The sequence below is a fragment of the Nonlabens tegetincola genome (assembly GCF_002954355.1).
In the GTDB taxonomy this organism is placed as follows: Bacteria; Bacteroidota; Bacteroidia; order Flavobacteriales; family Flavobacteriaceae; genus Nonlabens; species Nonlabens tegetincola.
This window is the reverse complement of the sequence record NZ_MQVV01000010.1, coordinates 220413-239944: the sequence shown is the minus strand read 5'-3', so window position 1 is coordinate 239944 and position 19532 is coordinate 220413. Positions and strand designations below refer to the sequence as shown.

The window sequence follows — 19532 nt, the reverse complement described above, 5'->3', positions numbered from 1 at the left end:
AACATGCAAGTACGTATAAAAACCTTTGATGAATTAAATACGATAGAACTGTACCAAATTTTACGGTTACGTTCTCAGGTTTTTGTTGTAGAACAGGATTGTGTTTATCAAGATATCGACAATAAGGATCAACTTGCAATTCACGTTATAGGTTATCATGATGAATCAATTGTAGCTTATACTAGAATTTTTAAACCAGGTGATTATTTTAAACAATCAAGCATTGGTAGAGTAGTTGTTAATCCAGAATTTAGAGGTAAATCTTATGGGAAATTAATAATGAAAGCAAGTATGGATTATATTCATAAAAAATCCTGGTCTACCATTATAATAAGCGCTCAATGCTATCTAGATAAATTTTATAAAGAATTAGGTTTTGAATCCACTGGTGAAGAATATTTAGAGGATGGAATTCCACATCAAAAAATGAAAATAATCTTGTAGAAGTAAATAAAAAAAGCCCTTTTTTAAAAAGGGCTTTTTATGTTAGTGATCATCATGATCATCGTGGTGTTCCATAGTTCCAAAAGGTTTTAAAATAACACCTATACTAAAAATAAAACCATCAGTAGGAGCATAGATTTCATTAAAGCTAGGGATACCGTTTGAATTCACATTTAAAGTAGGAGTAAAACGAGATTGTCTACGATCCGTAAAGTTTTCAAAATTGGTAAATAAATGACCCCATTTGAAGTTTTTCATAACCAGAAGTCCCATTGTAACATAATCAGTAGTTTCAAACCCATTAGAAAGTAATTGATTACCTGTGTAATAAGCTTCATAACCTATACGCCATTCTTCATTTTCATACATTAAAACTGTACCAGCATTATGTCTTGCAGTAAGTGGTTTTTGAGGATTGCCATCAAGAAAATTAAGCTGTGTATCTATGAATGCATAATTTAAAAACCATTTAAAATCTTTATAAGTAAACTTCATATTTGTTTCTGCTCCACGACTTAACGTTATATCATCTGCATTTTGATAAGAATAAGTATCCATACCTGTTGAGGTTAATAACAATCCGTTGTCAATAGCAGTAGCATAAAACAATTGATTTATAGAAAAATTAATCTGTTCAGTAATAGGAGTGGTATAATTAAAATCCAGATTAATTCCGTAAGATGTTTCTGCATCTAATTCATCTTTGTTAATACCTGAGATACCGCTAAAATTAAGCATCTCACCTTCTTCTGTAAATAAATCTGGAATTTTATAACCCAATCCACCACCTAAACGACTGGTAAAAGTTCCTGGGCCTTTATATAGAAGGGAAACTCTAGGTAAAGCAAATAAACCCCAATCCATTGCATAGTCTGTTCTTAATCCTGTTTCTAATATCCATCTATCACTTAAGTCTGTTACATTGTTGATAAATGCACCTACTGTAGTATCCTTTTGATCTCTATCATTTATACTGGTTTCATCAAAATTGGTGGTATATAAATTTGCTCCTAGAACCCAATCTGACTTTAAGCCTGAACGCTTGTAATTAACTTCTGTAAATGAGTTTACTTGTTCACCGGTAAAAAGAATATTAGGAGTTTGAAGTTCCCTATTAAAATATGAAATGCTGTTTTTAAATTGTAAGCTACTATTTTCATTTAATTGCTGATCATAGCTTATTTGAGAGCTTATCCTGCTCGATGTATTTACTTGGGTGTACCTATTACTTTTTTTATCGATAGCGTCCAGAAATCCACCTGTACGATCGTCAAACGTGGTATTGATTCCTACCCATAAGGTACTGCTCTCACTTGGATAGTAAAAAAGTCTAGGGTTTAAGGTTATGGACTTAGTTTCTGGTAGGTTTGAGAATTCATCTCCATCTGGATCATATGCTTCTTGCAAATTAGCCGAGGCATACAAGGTAGTTCCCCATTTTTCATTACGATCACTATAAAAAACATTGGCAGTTGCACCAAGAGCTTGGGTACCTTGAATCATGATGTCCATATCCTTTTCCTCACCTGGAGTTTTTGATTGAATATTGACTAGACCTGCAATAGCTCCTGCACCGTATAAAGTAGACGAACTACCTTTAATAATCTCAAATTGTTTGATATCAACTGGCGGTATTTGCATAATACTTAAACCACCAGCAAATCCATTGTATAGGGGAAAACCATCCTTTAAAAGCTGCGTGTACCTACCATCTAGACCTTGAATTCTTATAGATTGATTTGCACTACTTTGAGAGGTTTGTTGCATTTGGATACCTGTACTTTCTCTTAATACCATTGAAATATTAGTACTGTTCATCGCATTTTTTTCTACTAATTCCTCACCACCTATAAATTCGATTCTAGTAGGAGTACGTTTAAAGGTTCGCGTACTACGTGTAGACTGAATAACCACCTCGTTTAATTGAGCTTTACTTTCTTCTAGAACTACACGATATTCTAATTGAGATGGTAAATTAATTGTGATAATTTGCGTTTTATGCCCTACGTAACTTATGCTTAATTCATAGGTTCCATCTTCTAAATTTTCCAGGGTTGCAACACCATTTATATCTGTCATAGAACCTTTTTTAAGACTTTTGATAAAAATATTGGCACCTAATAAAGGTTCTTGATCCAATTGGGATACAACGGTTACGGTAATTGTGTTTTGAGAATTTTGTGATTGCGCTTTCGCGAAAGCGTAAACACCTAATAGCAGTATAATACTGCACAAATATTTATTCATGTTTATGAGTGTATTTAAGTTAAAATAAAGGCGATTTATAGCCTGAAGTTGGATTTAACTTAATACTCTTGGAGGATCAATTTCTGAATCTGGATAAATAATAGAATAAGGTGATTTGTAGTGATTATCACCTAAAATAGTTTTATCCGAAAATAGAAACTGGGTTATATAAGGTAATTCAAATACTAATTGAACAGAACAACAATTACAAATACAAAAAGGGGAACACAAATCTTCATGATTATCCTCGCAGCCATCGTCGTCACTAGCAATTTCAATGTGGTCATCATGTTCTACACCATCACCACAAGGCATTATATTTAATGCTAGGAAGTACATGGAAAATAGAATAAAAAACCACTTCATTTGTCAAAGGTAAGCATTACTTTGTTGCTCTAGTCAATCTATCGTTTAGAGATTTCCCTATTCCTGAATCAGGGAATTTTTGGGCAACAATGATATCTAGATTTAATGCATCTAATTCATGAAGGCTGGCATACAATAAACTAGCAGCTTCTTTAATATCGCTGGTTGAGGTAAGGTATTTAACGGTATGGGCAAGTTGCTCATCATCGATTTTCTCGTGTAATAAAATACCTATTTTTAAATTCCTATTTGCTTGAAGGTAGTCTGATACATTTTCTACTAGCACTGTTTTGGTCCTAGGAGCGTAATGTTTTTCTACCATACCAGGAGCAATAGGTGTATTTTTTTCCTGATTATTAATGTTCACCTTACCAATAACCTCTTCTATTTCTTCTTGAGAAATAGAACCTAATCTATAGATGACTGGTTCCTCATTTTCAAAACCTACTATTGTCGATTCTATACCATTTTTACAAGGTCCACCATCTAGTACTAGCTCTAGTTTATCATTAAAATAATCCTTCACATGTTGGGCAGTGGTAGGACTTATTCTACTAAAAGGATTTGCACTAGGCGCTGCAAGTGGAAATTCTAATTGTGCTAGCAATTCTAGAGTCACTGAATGATCTGGCATCCTAATTCCTACACTGTTTTTATTTGCGGTTATTAGATTAGGGACTTTCTCATTTTTTGGTAAAATGAGAGTAAGTGATCCAGGCCAGAATTTCTGAGCAAGTTTTTGAGCTTTTTCTGGAAAATCAGTAGTAAGTTCTCTTACTTGTCTAACATCGTAAATATGCACAATTAAGGGATTGAATAAAGGTCGTTGCTTCATTTCAAAAATTCCCTTTATGGCTTTTTCACTATATATATTACCTGCCAGACCGTAAACAGTTTCAGTTGGAATGGCGACTAGTTTATCTTGATTAAGTAGGTCTACTGCCCTTGATATATTTGAAGACACTTCGGTCATTGGATTCTTTTACAAATTTTAGGCAAATATCGGAGTAAAAACCTCAAGTAAAAATTAATATTTAAGCCTAACAGCATTCCGTATCTAACGTACTAGAATTCAAGAAAGGTTCAATATATTCTGTGATTTCTAGCCACTTTGATTTGTCAATACAATAACAAACGCTTGTCCCAGTAACGGTTCCCTGAATAATCCCTACATTTTTTAACACTACAAGATGTTGTGAGATGGTAGCTTGGGCCAGACCTATTTCATCAACTATATCACCGCACACACAAGATTCTACTTTAAATAAATATTCTAAAATACTTACTCTAGCAGGATGTCCCAGTGCTTTAAACACCGCAGCAAGATTAACTTGTTTATCTGTATATAATTCAGTTTTGGTAATACCCATGTTTACTTGTTAATTTTTGTAATATAAAGCTCGACACGACGATCGTTTTTATCGGGTCCACCTAGAGGTTTGGTTCTACCGAATCCTTTAAATTTCATCCTTCTAGGATCAATTCCTCGTTCTCTTAATTTTTTAAAAATGGTCTTTGCTCTATCAACAGATAAATTGGTTTTTTTAGTATCTCTATTGTAAGCATCTTTATACGCGGGATTTATACAACATACGTGACCGTGAATTTCAAATTCGATATCTTCCCTGGCGAGTAATATCTCGGCGATACGTTCTAGAATAGGCTGTGATTCTTCTATAAGTTTTGAACGACCTTTATAAAACAGTACGTTTTCTAATCTAATTATTTCGCCTTTTTTAATATTCTTACGTAGTAAACTTTTGAAAGGCTCTTTAGTATTATCAATAGGTGGATCAAGTTTTGTAGGAATATCTAGGTATTCATCTTGCTCTTCTGGTGTATTTGCAGCAGTGGTTGCTGCTTTAGTATTCTTATTAACCTTTACTGCTGTTATTTCATCTTCCTTGTCTATAGAATTGTTAAGAGGCAATACGGGAATAGATTCTTTACTATCTGGTTCATTAATAATTTTATCGACTACTTTTTCTTCATATTCATCGATGAATTCTTTTTGTTTTTGAGTGAGTTTGCTGCGTTCTAACTGCTTAATTTCAATACGATCAACATATTCCTTGCGCAAGGTAAAGGTGAGGTCTACACGCCTATTTTGTGCCCGTTCATTTTCCAGTGATTCTTGTGAATTCTTTTCTAGTGCAACTTCACCACGGCCTTCTATAATTTTAGAAATATGATCCGTTTGAATATCATGATTTTTCAGCCAGTTTGCTACAGTTTCTACCCTTCTATTGGATAAATCCATATTGTACTCATAACTACCACGATCGTCACAGTAACCAAGAATTTTTACATCTAGAATAGGTTTGTACAGTAAATTGTCAAAAAAAGCATTGAGTTGTCTTCCTTCACTAAAACTGAATTCATCTTTATCTACATCAAAATAAACGCTGTGTTGTTCTTGAATTTGTGAAAAAGAAAACAGACTTGTCAATAGGAATAATAGGGTGCAATAACGGTTTATCATTTTAATATATTGTTGTAGCGATTCTCGTCTTCAAGCACTTCTATAGCAGTTTTTATTTCTGGGCTGTATTTTATTTGATACTGGTATAATCCTTCTTTGTAAAAATATCTCTTTACAATTTCATCAGTTAGCAAACTCATGATTTCAGGTTTTTTATCTAATATATCTTTCTTTTTTGCTTGTTTGATAGCTTGTTTCATTGCTTTGTAAGTGGTTGCAATGTCGTCGTCCAGTTCTTCTTTGACTGCTGTTTTATATGCTTTCGCGAAAGCGGATTCAGTATCAGTATCAAAATCAAATCCTCTTTTTTCTAACCAAGCAACAAAATCATTAAAATCCTTATCAGTTAGTTTGATCTCATTCATATCAGAGAACTGATGTTGGTAATAGTAGTCCGTAGCATAATCAAAAATCGCATTTTCTTTAAGAAGGGTAGTGGTAACGGGTGAATAGGCCGAGCTAGCAAGCTTTATATCTGGATCAACGCCACCACCATCATACACTGTACGACCACTGTTTACAGTCTTAAAGGCATTGTAATCTTCTTTTTTGGTACGTACGGCGTTTCCATCTTCATCTCGATTCCAATAATCTAGTGCTTGTATACATCTACCACTAGGTGTATAATATCTAGAAATGGTAATTTTAATTTGTGTTCCATAACTCAGCTTTTTTGGGCGTTGCACAAGACCTTTACCAAAACTACGTGCACCTACTATTACTCCACGATCATAATCTTGTATACTACCACTTACAATTTCACTTGCACTCGCGCTGCGACCATTAATAAGCACAGCAATTGGCATACCTTCAAATGTCTCATTACGTTTGGTCAGGTACGTTTTGTTGTATTCTGGAACAACAGATTTAGTACTGGTAATTAATTTATCTTTTGGAATGAAAAGGTTGGACACATTTACAGCCTCACTTAATAAACCACCTGGATTACCTCGTAGGTCTAGGATTATTTTTTGAGCACCTTTTTCTTGAAGTTCTTTAATAGCAGCTTTTGTCTCTCTGCTAGCTTTTTCATTGAATTTAGAGAGTACAACGTAACCTATTTCAGGAGTAGCCATATCATAAAAAGGGACAGCATGTATATCTACCGCAGCTCTTTTAAGTGTCGCATTCAGTAAATTGCCTTGTCTTCTGTAAACTACTTTGAGCTCACTTCCAGGAGATCCTTTTAATAAATCACCGGCGTTGTCCTTATAATCAGAAATTTGAACCGCATCTATACTTATAATTTCATCTCCTGCTTTTAGACCAGCCTTGTCTGCTGGATAATCTTTCCACGGTTCTACTATTATGATTTTATCATCTTTAGTTAATACACTAGCACCTATACCGGTATAAGCTCCACGTCTATTAATTTTTGATTTTTCAACTTCTTGTTCTGTCCAGTACTTTGTATAGGGATCTAGCTCATCCATCATGCCTTCAATAGCATTATCCATAAGATCGCCTGGATTAGTCTCGTCAACATAGTTCATGTTGATCTGTTTATACATTTCGTTGAAAATTTCTATTTGCTTAGCAATTTCAAAAAAGTCATTTTGAAAACTAACTAGTGAGAAAACTCCTATAACAGCAATTATAGGAATGATTATTTTACGTTTTAATAATTTCATTACTTGTTAATTCTTATCCTTACTCAATAGGGTAACGCATAAAGATAGGTTAATTACAATTAACCACGATAAATCAAATAGCATTCCACAGTTTGTAATTAGAAGTCCTTCTTATTTTTATTTAGAATTTGTATTTAAAAGATGGTACTTCTTGATTAGTTTTTTCATTTGATTTTCTAAAAAGGTGTATTCTGGCATACGATTAGAATGGTAGATGAACATACCTGCGATAGGCTGTTTATCAAATGGAAAATCATGTTGTGATAGTCTATACGCCTCACGCAATAATCGTTTTAATCTATTGCGGTCAACAGCCCTTTTAAAGTATCTTTTTGAGACACTTACACCTATTTGAGTTTCTTTCTCTACGGGAAGATAAACCAGACGTAATGGACCTGATTTAATTGATTTACCATCTTTAAAAAGTTGCTCAATAAGTTTGCGACTTTTTAATTTTTGATTTTTTGAAAAGGTAAATCTAATCATCAGATAATTATTCTTGGGAGCAAATTTAGGTATATCTAGGTTCTATAAATAAAAAAACGCCATTTCATAGTTACATGAAATGGCGTTTTAATAATAATTAAAGCTCGATTACATCTCTAGACTCCAACTATTATTTTCTTTATCGATATCAGCCATTTGGTTTAATGGATCTATAGTTACAGATTTAACATCGTTCATATTGATCCCATCCAATATTAGATTATAAGTAGGATTTGCCCACGACCAATCAGCCAGTTTTGTCCAATTAGAAGGAATTTCCTTTTCACCTCTCATTTCTTGTAATGGTATGTAAAACATTTTCTTCGTTCCATCTGTCATTGTCACTTCTATATCCAACGGCATGCCCATTTGACCCTTACGTTCTAGCTCGATTACATTTACACCATCTAAGCTATTCATATCGTTAACTGCATAGTCAATTGTCTTAGTCGTCATGGTCCAATCGCGCAAGTACCATTCAAGATCAAAACCGCTTACACGCTCTGCTACTCTTTTAAAGTCATTAGGGTCTGGGTGTTTGAATTTCCAAGTGTTGTAATATTCTTTAATGATTTGATCACGTACATCGTTACCTACTATGTATCCTAATTGAGCTAGGAAAGTAGCTCCTTTATTATAAGCGCTTACACCATAGGCTAGGTTAGTATGATAATGATCGGCATGAGTAGTTTGTGGTTCTTCCTTACCAGACGTTGCCAGGTAAATATAACCGCGGTAAGAGCTTTGATTTGCTTTTGACATGTCACCACCGCTCACATACGCTTCTGCTAGATTTGATATATAGGTAGTAAATCCTTCATCCATCCATTCGTGTTTAGATTCGTCTGTAGCTAGTATGTGATTAAACCATGAGTGTGCAAACTCATGAGCAGTAACTCCTGCAAGACTGTTGAATTTTCTCTCACCTGTAATTAGGGTACACATTGCGTACTCCATTCCTCCGTCACCACCTTGGATTACAGAGTATTGCTTGTATGGATATTCACCGATATTTTTATTGAAAAATTTCAAAAATTCATTTGTTACTGGTTGTAACTTCTTCCAATTATCCTTGATAGATGCTTTATTCTTATAGAAGAAATGAAGATCTACACCATTTGCTCCTTTGTAAATATCATGAACAAAATCAGGATCTGCACCCCATGCAAAATCATGAACCTGTGGAGCCACAAAATGCCACGTTAATTTGCCGTCCTTTCCTTTTCCGGGACCAGAATTTGCTTTGTCATATCCATGGCCTATCTCCTTAGGGTTTTGTAAATAACCTGTTCCACCAACTGTATAAGTACGATCCATTGTTAATTTAACGTCAAAATCTCCCCATACACCATGAAATTCACGACCTATGTAAGGACTAGTGTTCCAACCGGTTTTGTCAAATTCGGCCATTTTAGGATACCACTGTGTCATTGAAAGCGCCACACCTTCAGCATTATTGCGACCACTACGACGTATTTGAACAGGAACTTGCCCATCAAAATCTAATTTAAGAGTTGTAGAAGCTCCTGGAGCAAGAGGTTTAGCTAGTGGTACTACCAGTATTGTTCCTTCACGTTGTGGATTTAACGCAGTCCCATCCTGCGTCATATTATCCACGTACAGATAACCTATCTCATTTTGATCCAGTCCAGCAATACGAGATCCAACTCTTCTATCAGGATCTTCGATACTGCGTGACCTTACATCCATATCACTACCTGGTTGAAAAGCATTAAAAAATAAATGATAATAAACACGGTCTAGCGTTTCTGGCGAATTGTTGGTGTACACCAAAGTTTGTTTTCCTGTATACTGATATCGGTCCACGTCCATATCAACATCCATGGTATAATCAACATGTTGTTGCCAGTAAGTAGTTTCATCACTTGATGATACCACCGAACTAGTTGATGAGGTTGATCCACAGCTCACTATAAATGCTGCGAGTAATAATAATGCAATTTTTTTCATGTGTAATTATGGTTAATTCCTAGTGATTACAAGTTCAAATCAATCGATTTTTTCTTATAACCTCTGTTTTTATGATGCTAAGATAAGAATTATGACCTACTGCGACTATTTGAATGCAATTGGTAATTAAGCAAGCGACAGTTCTTATTTTTACATTTTTAAAATTACAACATGGTTTTTCATAAACTCACTATAAAACAAGTAACTAGAGTAACTCCACAAGCTGTGGAGATTGTATTTCAGATTCCAGATAATTTAAAATCGGAATTTGAATATGAATCTGGACAATATCTTACGTTAAAATCTAAGATAAACGATCAGGATGTACGTAGAGCTTACTCCTTATCTAGTGCTCCATTTGAGGACTCAATAAGTGTTGTGGTTAAAGCTGTTCCTAATGGTTTGTTTTCTAACTATGCATTAAGCTTAAAAGCAGGTGATACTCTTGAAGTAGCTGCGCCACAAGGTCTTTTTGTTCATAACATTGACAACGGTAACACCTACCTTGCCATTGCTGCCGGTAGTGGAATCACACCTATAATTTCAATGATTAAAACCGTTCTTTCACAAGAATTAGATAGCAAGTTTGCCTTGTTATACGGTAATCAATCTCTATCTCAAACTATTTATTTTGAGCAACTTAACGATTTGAAAGATCAATACGGCGATAGATTCATTTTGAAGTATTCTTTCTCACGTGAAGAACGAGATGAAGCTCTTTTTGGTCGTATTTCAAAAGGAAATTTGAATTACTTTTTGAAAAATGATTGTAAAGATCTCGCTTTCGCGAAAGCGTACTTATGTGGACCAGAGGATATGATTAAAATGGCCAGCGACAATCTAAAGGAAAAAGGGTATTTGGACAAAGAAAACATTTTGTTTGAACTGTTTACAACTCAAGAGAACGATATTGAAATCACTGAAGATTCACATTTAACAGAGGTAAAAGTTATTCTAGATGATGAAGAGCATTCCTTTACCATGACTAGAGATCAAAATTTACTAGATGTAATTCTCAAAAACGATATAGATGCACCATATTCTTGCCAAGGTGGAATATGCAGTTCTTGTATTTGTTTAATTGAAGAAGGAACTGCCCAAATGGCTAAGAATGCTATACTTACTGATCAAGAAGTAAGCGATGGATTATACTTATCCTGTCAAGCTTATCCAACTAGTTCAAAAGTAGTTGTAAATTTTGATGAGGTATAGCCCTACCAGCTTTCATTGTCTTATAATTATTGTATTTTCATACCGATAATAAAAACACATTATGATCAATAGAACAGTTGCTAATGTAGAGAAAGCTCTCGAAGGAGTTAAAAGTGGTATGACGCTGATGGTAGGTGGTTTTGGCCTGTCTGGAATTCCAGAAAACAGTATCGCTCAATTAGTAAAGCTAGAAGTAAAGGACCTTACTTGTATCTCTAATAATGCTGGTGTAGATGATTTTGGTTTAGGATTACTTTTACAAGGTAAGCAGGTAAAAAAAATGATCTCTTCCTATGTAGGTGAAAATGACGAGTTTGAAAGACAAATGTTAAGTGGCGAATTAGAGGTTGATTTAATTCCTCAAGGAACACTTGCTGAGCGTTGTAGGGCTGCACAAGCAGGAATTCCAGCGTTTTATACTCCAGCTGGATATGGTACTGAAGTAGCAGAAGGAAAGGAAGTAAGAGAATTTAATGGGAAACCACATATCCTAGAGCATGCCTTTAAGGCAGACTTTGCATTTGTAAAAGCTTGGAAAGGAGATGAAGCTGGTAATCTAATTTTTAAAGGAACTGCTCGTAATTTTAATCCTTGTATGTGTGGTGCTGCAACTATTACTGTTGCTGAGGTGGAAGAACTTGTGCCTGCAGGACAATTGGATCCCAATGAAATTCATATACCAGGCATTTTTGTTAAGCGTATTTTCCAAGGAGATAAATATGAGAAACGTATAGAGCAGCGTACTACTAGACCTAGAGAGTAAAAACTTGATAGTATAAAGAATATAAAGAAGGAGCATTTTACAAAGTGCTCCTTCTTTATTTATTGACTATTAATTGAATGACTTTTTTGATAGGGATGGTGTTGATAGCATTTTCATAACCGTCAGGCCATTTATTACCATAAACGGAAGTAGGAATCAAAGGAAAACGATCTCTATTAACCGTCACTTGGTTTTTTATAGGTTGTCCAAATGGTGCAAACCCTGCGTAGGGATGTGTGCATCCCCAAACAGTGATCGTATCAACACCATACATTGCTGCAAGGTGTCCATTACCACTGTCCATGGCTATCATGTGATCCAATTTTGAAATGATCGCTAGTTCTTCCTTAAAAGAGAATTTACCGGCAAGATTGATGACGTTGTTATAGGAGTCTGCTAGCTTATCTAAAACTATTACTTCCTTTTTACCACCACCAAATAAAAAAACATTAACATTTTCCAGACCACTTAACTCTTTTAAATATTCATCTATTCTTTCTACACTTAACCCTTTAGAAGGATGTGCTGCAAATGGGGCAAATCCTATCCATTTATAAGTGTTAGTAGGTAAAAAATCTTGTAGGCGTGTTGATAGAGGTAAGGATGTAAGAAATTCATCACCATGCAAGTTAATTTCAAAACCTAAATTTCTTAAAACTTGCGTGTAGCGCTCGTGAGTAGTGATTAATGGCTTAAAAAAGTTAGGGTCATTAATTAAACGTTTTTTCTCTAGTCTACCCTTGTCTATCACAGCTTTTTTTCCTGTGAGAAATAATCTTAATGCTTTAGTACGTAATACGTTATGAAAGTCGGCAATAGCATCAAACGAATAGTGTTGCAATTCTTGTGACAACTTATAAATTCCTAGAGCGCCACTATGTTTCTCTTGAACTTGTGCCTCAATAAATTGAACGTCTGGGACTTGTTCTATAATATCCTTGAATCGCTTGCGCGATAATACGGTTACCTTTACTTCTGGATATTTCTTTTTAAATCCAATAAGTACTGGAACCATCATAGCAACATCACCCATCGCACTTAGGCGCGTTACTAAGATGTTTTTAGGTGAATTAGGCATTTTTATTTATTTGCCGCGCGCAGTACAGGATTAAGCTCGTCGTCATTGTACATCTTCATTTGCTTGTACACTTTCATATACTTATCACCAGAAGCAATATCAGACAAAAGTTGATCAAGAGCAGTTGACAAATCAATACGTTGTTCAAGAAGAACATCTAATTTTTTTTGGCAAGCATTACGATGATCTTGTGAAGCTTCTTCTCTAGTAGCCTCTTCATGCATATGAAATATTTTAAGAGCCAAAATAGAAAGTCTATCTATAGCCCATGCAGGACTTTCTGTGTTAATAGTCGCATTATTGTGTGGTACAACCTCCTTGTATTTTTCAAGGAAATAACTGTCAATATACTCAACCATATCGGTACGATCCTGGTTACTGGCATCAATTTGTCTTTTAAGAGTTAGAGCAGCAACAGGTTCAATATTAGGGTCGCGTATGATATCTTCATAATGCCATTGGACAGTATCTATCCAGCATTTGCGATATAGTAAATGTTCAATAAGGTGTGAATTACGATCATATGGGTTTTCAAAAGATTGATCCACAGTATTTATCACGTGATACTTCTCTATAACTTCTTGAAATAACTTATTTGCCTTATCTGAAAACATGTACTTAATTTTAATGCAAATATAATTCATAACAAGCTGCTTTTATAAGCTACAAGAGTAATGAGTAGCCATCAATATCCAGATTATCGGGATTAGACCATATCTTTATACTGTAACAAATTTTTATCAAGGTCTACATATACATCAACCACAATATAAAATCTTATGCTTAAGTACTTTTTGAGTTTAGAATGGAAGAGTTTTTTAAGAAGCGCCGCCTTTAAACAAAATCTAGCAATCAAGATAATATTAGGATTCTTTGCCTTTATCATTTTACTTGAATTTATAGGATTAGGAGCTGGTAGTTACTTTATCCTAGAAGAATTCATTGAGGATGGTAAAATCAATGCCGGAAATCCTTTTGAAGTAATAAACAAGTTTTTGATTTTTTGGTTCGTAGTAGATTTAGTTTTTAGATATGCTATGCAAAAGATGCCAGTGGCTAATATTAAACCTTTACTTTATTTACCATTTACAAAGGGAAAGATTGTAAAATATGCCTTAGGTAAAACTGTTTTTTCGTTCTTTACTTTACTACCGGCCATGTTTTTTATTCCATTTAGTATCGTATTACTTGTTAAGGGTTATGACGTAGCTGGAGTAATTAGCTGGCATTTAGCGATGTTAGGAATAACACTTTCGCTCAATTTCTTAAACATTTTCATCAATAATAAAGACGTTGTTTTTTATCCAGTTGCAGCCATAATGGGAGTTTTTGCCATTACTCAATACTACGGCATATTTGACATCACTATCTATACTCAACCTGTTTTTGAGTTCTTTTACAACAATGCCTGGTCATTTGTATTACCAATAGGATCAGCAGTATTTTTTGGCTGGTACGCCTATAAATATTTTAAAGGACAACTTTATTTAGATGCTGGACTAAAATCAAAGGTAAAAGAAGCCAAGACAGAAGATCTAAGCTTTCTCGATAGATTCGGTAAAATATCAACCTATTTAAAAAACGACATTAAACTTATAAAACGTAACAAACGTGCAAGAACAACCTTTATCATGGGCTTTCTGTTTGTGTTCTATGGATTCTTCTTTATGAATGATATCTATGAGCAAATAAACGGTATGAAAATTTTTGCAGGATTATTTTGTACCGGTGGATTCCTATTCAGCTTTGGTGGATTAGTACCTTCATGGGACAGTAGCTATTACAAATTAATGATGTCTCAAAATATTCCATACAGAGAGTTTCTATTAAGCAAATGGTGGCTTATGGTAATATGTACCGCTGTAAGTTTCTTAATATGTACGTTCTATTTATACTTTGGACTGGACTGGTGGTTAGCCATGGTTTGTGGAGCTATCTATAATATAGGCTTTAATTCTTCTGTAGTTTTATGGGGTGGCGCCTATGTTAAAACACCTATTGATTTAACCTCAAACAAAAAAGCATTTGGAGATAGCAAGGCTTTCAATGCAAAGACTTTACTCATGCTTATCCCAAAACTTATTCTACCTATAGTAATTTATTATGCATTTGGACTTACGATAAGTGAATCTGCTGGATTTATCGCTATTGCAGTGACAGGTATACTAGGATTGCTATTTAGAAATAAAATTTTTGAGATAATTGAAGGTCTATATAAGGAAGAAAAGTACGACACTATTGCTGCCTATGCGCAAAAAAACTAACTTCAATAATAATACAATTAAAAGTAGGGTAGGAGTGAGATTTAAATAGTCCGCTTTCGCGAAAGCGAAACCCTAAAAAACCAATAATATTTACACATCATGATAAGTATTCAAAATCTTTCAAAACAATATAATGGAGTTTCAGTTCTGGATATAGAACACTTAGAAATTCCACAAGGTCAAGCAATAGGACTGGTTGGAAACAATGGTGCAGGAAAAACGACATTATTTTCATTATTACTAGACTTGATCCAGGCAAATAGCGGACACATTGAATCAAATGGCGTACGCGTGGATAAGAGTGAAGAGTGGAAACCTTTTACAAGCGCTTTTGTTGATGAGAGTTTTCTTATAGGATATCTTACTCCCGAAGAGTACTTTTATTTTATAGGTGAGCTACGAGGATTAAATAAAGCCGATGTAGATGCTGTGATGGCCAAATACATGGACTTTTTTAATGGCGAAGCTATCGGCCAGAAAAAATATTTAAGAGATCTTTCTAAAGGAAACCAGAAAAAAGTAGGGATTGTTGCTTCTCTTATAGGCAACCCTAAAGTTATCATTCTAGATGAACCGTTTGCAAATCTTGATCCAAGTACTCAAATACGTTTAAAGAATATCATCAAGGATCTAGCCAACGATCCTGAGGTCACTGTGCTAGTGTCTAGTCATGATTTAATACACGTTACTGAGGTAGCACAACGTGTCGTTTTACTTGAAAAAGGTAAGGTGGTAAAGGACATTGTAAAAACGGCTGGTACATTCCACGAATTAGAGTCATATTTTAAAGGAATATCTGAAAATTATCAAGAAGAAGAATAATTATGAGCCCTAAGATTAAAACGTATTTAGTGTATTCAATTAGTTTTCTTGTTTTATTTATGGGAACTTTTTTTATAACCAAGGCAATTACTAATAAGACATCTGTTTTTACTACGATGTTACCCATAATTGTAGCAGTAGTGGTGGCACCAAAACCACACGTAGCGCAATACCAAAGTGGAAAGCGCTACGGTTTAAAATGGATTTTTAAAAAAGATGTGTGGTGGTTTTAATACCTACCACCTATTCTAGGTACACGACCACGTGTAAGGTGCTTTAATTTTTTAGTAACCTTTTTAATAATATCCTCTTCATCTCGAGTAGGTGTTATAGAAATACCATTACTTGAGGATTCATCATAGGTTTCTGTTTTATACTCACGATCTTTTTCAGGCAAGTAGGCCGCGTACATGACATACTCCTTGTCTTTGTAGGTGTTCTCTTTTATCAACTTGAAAAAGTACACACTTACTTCCTCATCAAGATCAGTTTTAATAATTTCCTTTTTAAGGAAGAACATGGAATCCTTTTTCTTTTCAATGTTAATTCGACCTAATAAAGTAGCTCTTGCTATTTCTTGATCATTTAGGTTGTTATAAGGTTTTACTCCATATCGTGCTCCTTTTCTTATGATTACTGCTTCAAAGTCGGCATCGGTATTTTTGTATTCATCCAGTTCAGCTGGTATTGATTCATTGTTTTTGAGCAGCTCTAGGTAATAATAAGACAAAACCTTATCGTTTTTACTTTTTATTAATTTCTCAAAGAAAATCTTAGCATTGCGCTCCTCTCTAAATGGAAATATAAGTTTTGCATAGGGAAGAAGATTACTGGTAGAACCATAGGAACTACTAGCACTTAAATTACGTTTAATATCAATCTTCCCGTCGGTGATTATTTGATCTCTATATCGCTTATACTGCTTTACTTTCATAAGGCCGCTATCTTTCAGTTTAGCTAGCAATTCATAAACAGGCTCCTTATATTCTGAGATAGATGCGTATTTAAACAGTTCAGGGAATAGTTCTTTTCTTAGAACAAGGTTGCGATCATTCCTTCTTAAAAAGTTGTCCTGATAACTGGTACTCAATGGTAGATCTTTTTCTAAAAGGCCCAATAATATTTTTTGACCTTTGCGAGTATCAGTTCGCATGAGTTCGTTCAGGATAAGGCTTTGTACATCAGGTTGATCATAAGAGAGTTCATACAAATATTCAATAAATGGTAACACTCTATCATCTTCTTCTTGTAACGCCATTAATTGTTTTATAGCATCATTACGTTCACTTTTGAAATTCTTCTCATCGGCTTTTACGGTTGGTATCCATTCAATGAGTTGGTCAATGTGTTTCTTATTAAATCGTAGTAATTCGTTTGAAATAAAAGCTAGTGTATCTCTATTTTTAACTGCATTAAAGAAAATATCAACCTTATCCACAAACACATCTTTACCTAGTAAAGTATCTTTTGGAGCAAAAGTTTCAAAGAAATTAGATATAAATTCAGAAGGTTCTTGGATAGTATCATACACTGTCTTTATTTCATAAATACGCCCTTTGTAATATATATTCTTGAACTTTAAAATCTTGGCACTTGAACTATCTGTATAAGTCCTAGAATAGGTGTATAAGTCATTATTTTGTGAAGTTATACTATCTTTAAGAGTAGCACCTAACTCCTCAAAACTATAATTATCAGCTAGGTCATTGTTATAATCTTCCCACATTTCTTGTGCATCCTTATACATTTGAAGATCATGAAATTTTTCCATTTTTACTCTGATAAACTCGTTTGCAGGAGTATAGTAAGTGGTAGATTTTTCTAGACTTTCATGTGCCTTTGGTCTGTCATAAGAATTGCTTTTTCTATAAGGTGCGTCCACTGGACTTTTTACAGTGAAATACAATGCGGTGTCAACAACGGTTTCAAACTTTTCATACTTAGGAGTATTGAATTCAAGCGAATTGAAATACGCATCAGCAGTTTTTTTATCAGTTGTAGTTGCTCCTAGAAGATAGTATTTATTATTACGCATAACACTATGCAAGTACATAGCAGTGTTATTAATTGTGTCTTGTGCTAGGGCAGTGTATGATTGGTAAGGGTTTTTTGATAAATAACCGTCTTTTAATTGAAGTTTCTGATTTTGTGCAAATTCCTCGACAATGAACTGTGCTTCAAATTTATCGTCTTCAATATAGTTAGTACTATTAACAACAGTTTCCTGTAGAAAATAAGTAATACCATCACTCTTACCCTGCAGTAATTTTTTACCAGCTAAGGAAACGTTTGTAGCAGTGCGGTACTTAGGAAACATTACTTTAAAACCTTTATTAGGAGAATTAAACTCTTCCATTCCAGTAGTTACCTGTTTAATTTCTAACGTATTAAAAATCGAATCGCCATATTGTTTAACATAGCCTTGTTTACCACCTAATTTTATAATCAGTAGTTCCAATGGTGTTTCATAAATACGGTATCGTTGATAATCACCTTTTTTGGTTTTATTCAAGATATCAAAACCAGGATAGGGACGGGTTATTGTTTCCTTACTTACAATTTCACCTGGAATATCCTCGTACAGAAAATTCTCTATATAATCCAGATTGATTTCTTCTGTTTCCTCTGGAGTAATTGGTAAATAAGGGAATGTATTTATACGATACATCATTAAATAAGCACCATTTGTCATTTCTGGCACCATTATAAAAGTTTGATTACTAGCAGAAAAACCTCTTAATTCATCAAAACTTTCAATGGAAATAAAGTCGTCATCGGTACGCTTTCGCGAAAGCGTAGGAGCCACAAACGTATCGTCCAGTAATTCTTTTTGTGCACTTGCGTATTCAGTTTGTTCACTCGTATAGGGTACGACCGTATAACCTACCTTTTCAAGTAAGTGAATCATACCTTTTTCCCCAGGTAGATGTGCTGCTCCTACACCTGCAAAAATGCTTTTGTCACCCATGGATTTTATAAGTTCATCAACCATATTTTGATTACGCTTGTAAAGCATATATTCCCTATAGTATTCGGTATCGGTTGCTTGCCCTATGCTGTCTAGTAATGAGATGTTTCTATCGCGATAAACATCTTCCATTAAGGTATATCGATTTTTATTTTCTAAACGTTCTTGTAACCATTTATCGACCTCTTTTTTTGGCTCGCTATTTCCTGCTACGGTAGTTAAATATTGAGATTCTTTAAAATCCTCAAGACTTATAATGGGCTTATTATTCTTTTTACCAGCTTGATAAATAAATAAATCCAGGTAGGTTTCCTCTTCAAAATTATCGCCGCCATTTGATTTCCTATAAAGAAAACCGTTTAAAGCCTCGTCACCTAATCTTAAACTGTATCTTACTAGTTGAGGTTCGGGATGACCTAGTTTAAACATGCCTTCATAAAAATCATCATCATATCCACCACGAGTAAGATTCTTAGGATCATTTTTTTCCTCTTCATAATACTCACCCATCCAGAAGGTTGGATCTGATTCTAGGGCAATAGCATCACTTTCATTTAGAGCTTTATAAAAAACATCGTCCAGTCTAAAAGCCACCTTTTTGCTCACGTGCATGGTTCCGTATAAGTAGGATGGTTTTTCTAGACCATTACCGGTAATTTTCCATAACAAGCTGTTCTCTTCTTGTTGAGCAGTCATTAGTAGGCACCACAAACAAGCACCTATCCATAAATAGTTTTTCATGCAATCATTTAATTATCGTTTAAAAATAGGTACAAAAGGATGAAATAAAAAAGGTAT

General features: G+C 34.4%; 17 protein-coding genes. 6 read left to right on the top strand and 11 right to left on the bottom strand.

The window, feature by feature from the left end:
• Positions 1-3: 3 nt before the first annotated feature.
• Complete coding sequence (locus BST93_RS01605; RefSeq protein ID WP_105017840.1) at positions 4-444, top strand: GNAT family N-acetyltransferase; 441 nt, start codon at positions 4-6, stop codon at positions 442-444.
• A 42-nt stretch (positions 445-486) separates the two neighbouring features.
• On the opposite strand, the gene BST93_RS01600 is transcribed toward BST93_RS01605, so the two are convergent.
• The 8 genes from BST93_RS01600 to BST93_RS01565 form a co-directional block, all read right to left on the bottom strand.
• Positions 487-2691 (bottom strand): TonB-dependent receptor, encoded by a 2205-nt coding sequence (locus BST93_RS01600; RefSeq protein ID WP_105017839.1) that lies wholly within the window; start codon positions 2689-2691, stop codon positions 487-489.
• A 54-nt stretch (positions 2692-2745) separates the two neighbouring features.
• Positions 2746-3057 carry a DUF6660 family protein gene (locus BST93_RS01595; RefSeq protein WP_085775456.1) on the bottom strand — a complete coding sequence of 104 codons (312 nt, stop codon included), beginning with the start codon at positions 3055-3057 and terminating at the stop codon, positions 2746-2748.
• 16 nt (positions 3058-3073) lie between these two features.
• Positions 3074-4030, bottom strand: coding sequence for an L-threonylcarbamoyladenylate synthase (locus tag BST93_RS01590; RefSeq protein ID WP_105017837.1), 957 nt, complete (start codon positions 4028-4030; stop codon positions 3074-3076).
• A gap of 67 nt (positions 4031-4097) precedes the next feature.
• Entirely contained in the window at positions 4098-4427 is a 330-nt protein-coding gene (locus BST93_RS01585; RefSeq protein WP_105017836.1) for an ArsR/SmtB family transcription factor, read from the bottom strand.
• A gap of 2 nt (positions 4428-4429) precedes the next feature.
• Positions 4430-5539 carry an OmpA family protein gene (locus tag BST93_RS01580; protein ID WP_105017835.1) on the bottom strand — a complete coding sequence of 370 codons (1110 nt, stop codon included), beginning with the start codon at positions 5537-5539 and terminating at the stop codon, positions 4430-4432.
• Complete coding sequence (locus BST93_RS01575) at positions 5536-7170, bottom strand: S41 family peptidase (protein ID WP_105017834.1); 1635 nt, start codon at positions 7168-7170, stop codon at positions 5536-5538. Before BST93_RS01575 ends, BST93_RS01580 begins: the two co-directional genes overlap by 4 nt.
• 117 nt (positions 7171-7287) lie before the next feature.
• Complete coding sequence (rnpA, locus tag BST93_RS01570) at positions 7288-7656, bottom strand: ribonuclease P protein component (RefSeq protein ID WP_258150460.1); 369 nt, start codon at positions 7654-7656, stop codon at positions 7288-7290.
• 108 nt (positions 7657-7764) lie between these two features.
• The gene (locus tag BST93_RS01565) at positions 7765-9627 is read right to left on the bottom strand and encodes a M1 family metallopeptidase (protein WP_105017833.1); all 1863 of its coding nucleotides are present in this window, start codon (positions 9625-9627) and stop codon (positions 7765-7767) included.
• 171 nt (positions 9628-9798) lie between these two features.
• Here BST93_RS01565 and BST93_RS01560 point away from each other — a divergent pair, with 171 nt between their 5' ends.
• Together BST93_RS01560 and BST93_RS01555 are read left to right on the top strand one after the other, a co-directional pair.
• Positions 9799-10839, top strand: a complete 1041-nt coding sequence (locus tag BST93_RS01560; RefSeq protein WP_105017832.1) for a ferredoxin--NADP reductase — start codon at positions 9799-9801, stop codon at positions 10837-10839.
• 61 nt (positions 10840-10900) lie between these two features.
• The gene (locus tag BST93_RS01555; RefSeq protein WP_105017831.1) at positions 10901-11602 is read left to right on the top strand and encodes a CoA transferase subunit A; all 702 of its coding nucleotides are present in this window, start codon (positions 10901-10903) and stop codon (positions 11600-11602) included.
• Between the two features lie 55 nt (positions 11603-11657).
• Here BST93_RS01555 and BST93_RS01550 read toward each other — a convergent pair whose 3' ends face one another.
• Together BST93_RS01550 and BST93_RS01545 are read right to left on the bottom strand one after the other, a co-directional pair.
• Positions 11658-12680 (bottom strand): glycosyltransferase family 9 protein, encoded by a 1023-nt coding sequence (locus tag BST93_RS01550; RefSeq protein WP_105017830.1) that lies wholly within the window; start codon positions 12678-12680, stop codon positions 11658-11660.
• A gap of 2 nt (positions 12681-12682) precedes the next feature.
• Entirely contained in the window at positions 12683-13294 is a 612-nt protein-coding gene (locus BST93_RS01545) for a DUF4254 domain-containing protein (protein ID WP_042276684.1), read from the bottom strand.
• A gap of 165 nt (positions 13295-13459) precedes the next feature.
• Here BST93_RS01545 and BST93_RS01540 point away from each other — a divergent pair, with 165 nt between their 5' ends.
• The 3 genes from BST93_RS01540 (at position 13460) to BST93_RS14025 (ending at position 15999) form a co-directional block, all read left to right on the top strand.
• Positions 13460-14944: a DUF5687 family protein gene (locus tag BST93_RS01540; RefSeq protein ID WP_105017829.1), complete on the top strand. Its 1485-nt coding sequence runs from the start codon at positions 13460-13462 to the stop codon at positions 14942-14944.
• Between the two features lie 99 nt (positions 14945-15043).
• Positions 15044-15766 carry an ABC transporter ATP-binding protein gene (locus tag BST93_RS01535; RefSeq protein WP_105017828.1) on the top strand — a complete coding sequence of 241 codons (723 nt, stop codon included), beginning with the start codon at positions 15044-15046 and terminating at the stop codon, positions 15764-15766.
• Between the two features lie 29 nt (positions 15767-15795).
• Positions 15796-15999, top strand: a complete 204-nt coding sequence (locus BST93_RS14025) for a hypothetical protein (protein WP_146104962.1) — start codon at positions 15796-15798, stop codon at positions 15997-15999.
• Here the strand turns inward: BST93_RS14025 and BST93_RS01530 are convergent.
• Entirely contained in the window at positions 15996-19475 is a 3480-nt protein-coding gene (locus tag BST93_RS01530) for a TraB/GumN family protein (RefSeq protein WP_105017827.1), read from the bottom strand. The genes BST93_RS14025 and BST93_RS01530 overlap by 4 nt on opposite strands.
• Positions 19476-19532: the final 57 nt, after the last annotated feature.

Bases quoted from the DNA above. Each gene is read 5' to 3' on its own strand.
- BST93_RS01550 (WP_105017830.1), bottom strand. From the start codon at position 12,680: ATGCCTAATTCACCTAAAAACATCTTAGTAACGCGCCTAAGTGCGATG.
- BST93_RS01585 (WP_105017836.1), bottom strand. From the start codon at position 4,427: ATGGGTATTACCAAAACTGAATTATATACAGATAAACAAGTTAATCTT.
- BST93_RS01535 (WP_105017828.1), top strand. From the start codon at position 15,044: ATGATAAGTATTCAAAATCTTTCAAAACAATATAATGGAGTTTCAGTT.
- rnpA (WP_258150460.1), bottom strand. From the start codon at position 7,656: ATGATTAGATTTACCTTTTCAAAAAATCAAAAATTAAAAAGTCGCAAA.
- BST93_RS01605 (WP_105017840.1), top strand. From the start codon at position 4: ATGCAAGTACGTATAAAAACCTTTGATGAATTAAATACGATAGAACTG.
- BST93_RS01580 (WP_105017835.1), bottom strand. From the start codon at position 5,539: ATGATAAACCGTTATTGCACCCTATTATTCCTATTGACAAGTCTGTTT.
- BST93_RS01595 (WP_085775456.1), bottom strand. From the start codon at position 3,057: ATGAAGTGGTTTTTTATTCTATTTTCCATGTACTTCCTAGCATTAAAT.
- BST93_RS01600 (WP_105017839.1), bottom strand. From the start codon at position 2,691: ATGAATAAATATTTGTGCAGTATTATACTGCTATTAGGTGTTTACGCT.
- BST93_RS01590 (WP_105017837.1), bottom strand. From the start codon at position 4,030: ATGACCGAAGTGTCTTCAAATATATCAAGGGCAGTAGACCTACTTAAT.
- BST93_RS01555 (WP_105017831.1), top strand. From the start codon at position 10,901: ATGATCAATAGAACAGTTGCTAATGTAGAGAAAGCTCTCGAAGGAGTT.
- BST93_RS01565 (WP_105017833.1), bottom strand. From the start codon at position 9,627: ATGAAAAAAATTGCATTATTATTACTCGCAGCATTTATAGTGAGCTGT.
- BST93_RS01575 (WP_105017834.1), bottom strand. From the start codon at position 7,170: ATGAAATTATTAAAACGTAAAATAATCATTCCTATAATTGCTGTTATA.
- BST93_RS01545 (WP_042276684.1), bottom strand. From the start codon at position 13,294: ATGTTTTCAGATAAGGCAAATAAGTTATTTCAAGAAGTTATAGAGAAG.
- BST93_RS01540 (WP_105017829.1), top strand. From the start codon at position 13,460: ATGCTTAAGTACTTTTTGAGTTTAGAATGGAAGAGTTTTTTAAGAAGC.
- BST93_RS01530 (WP_105017827.1), bottom strand. From the start codon at position 19,475: ATGAAAAACTATTTATGGATAGGTGCTTGTTTGTGGTGCCTACTAATG.
- BST93_RS01560 (WP_105017832.1), top strand. From the start codon at position 9,799: ATGGTTTTTCATAAACTCACTATAAAACAAGTAACTAGAGTAACTCCA.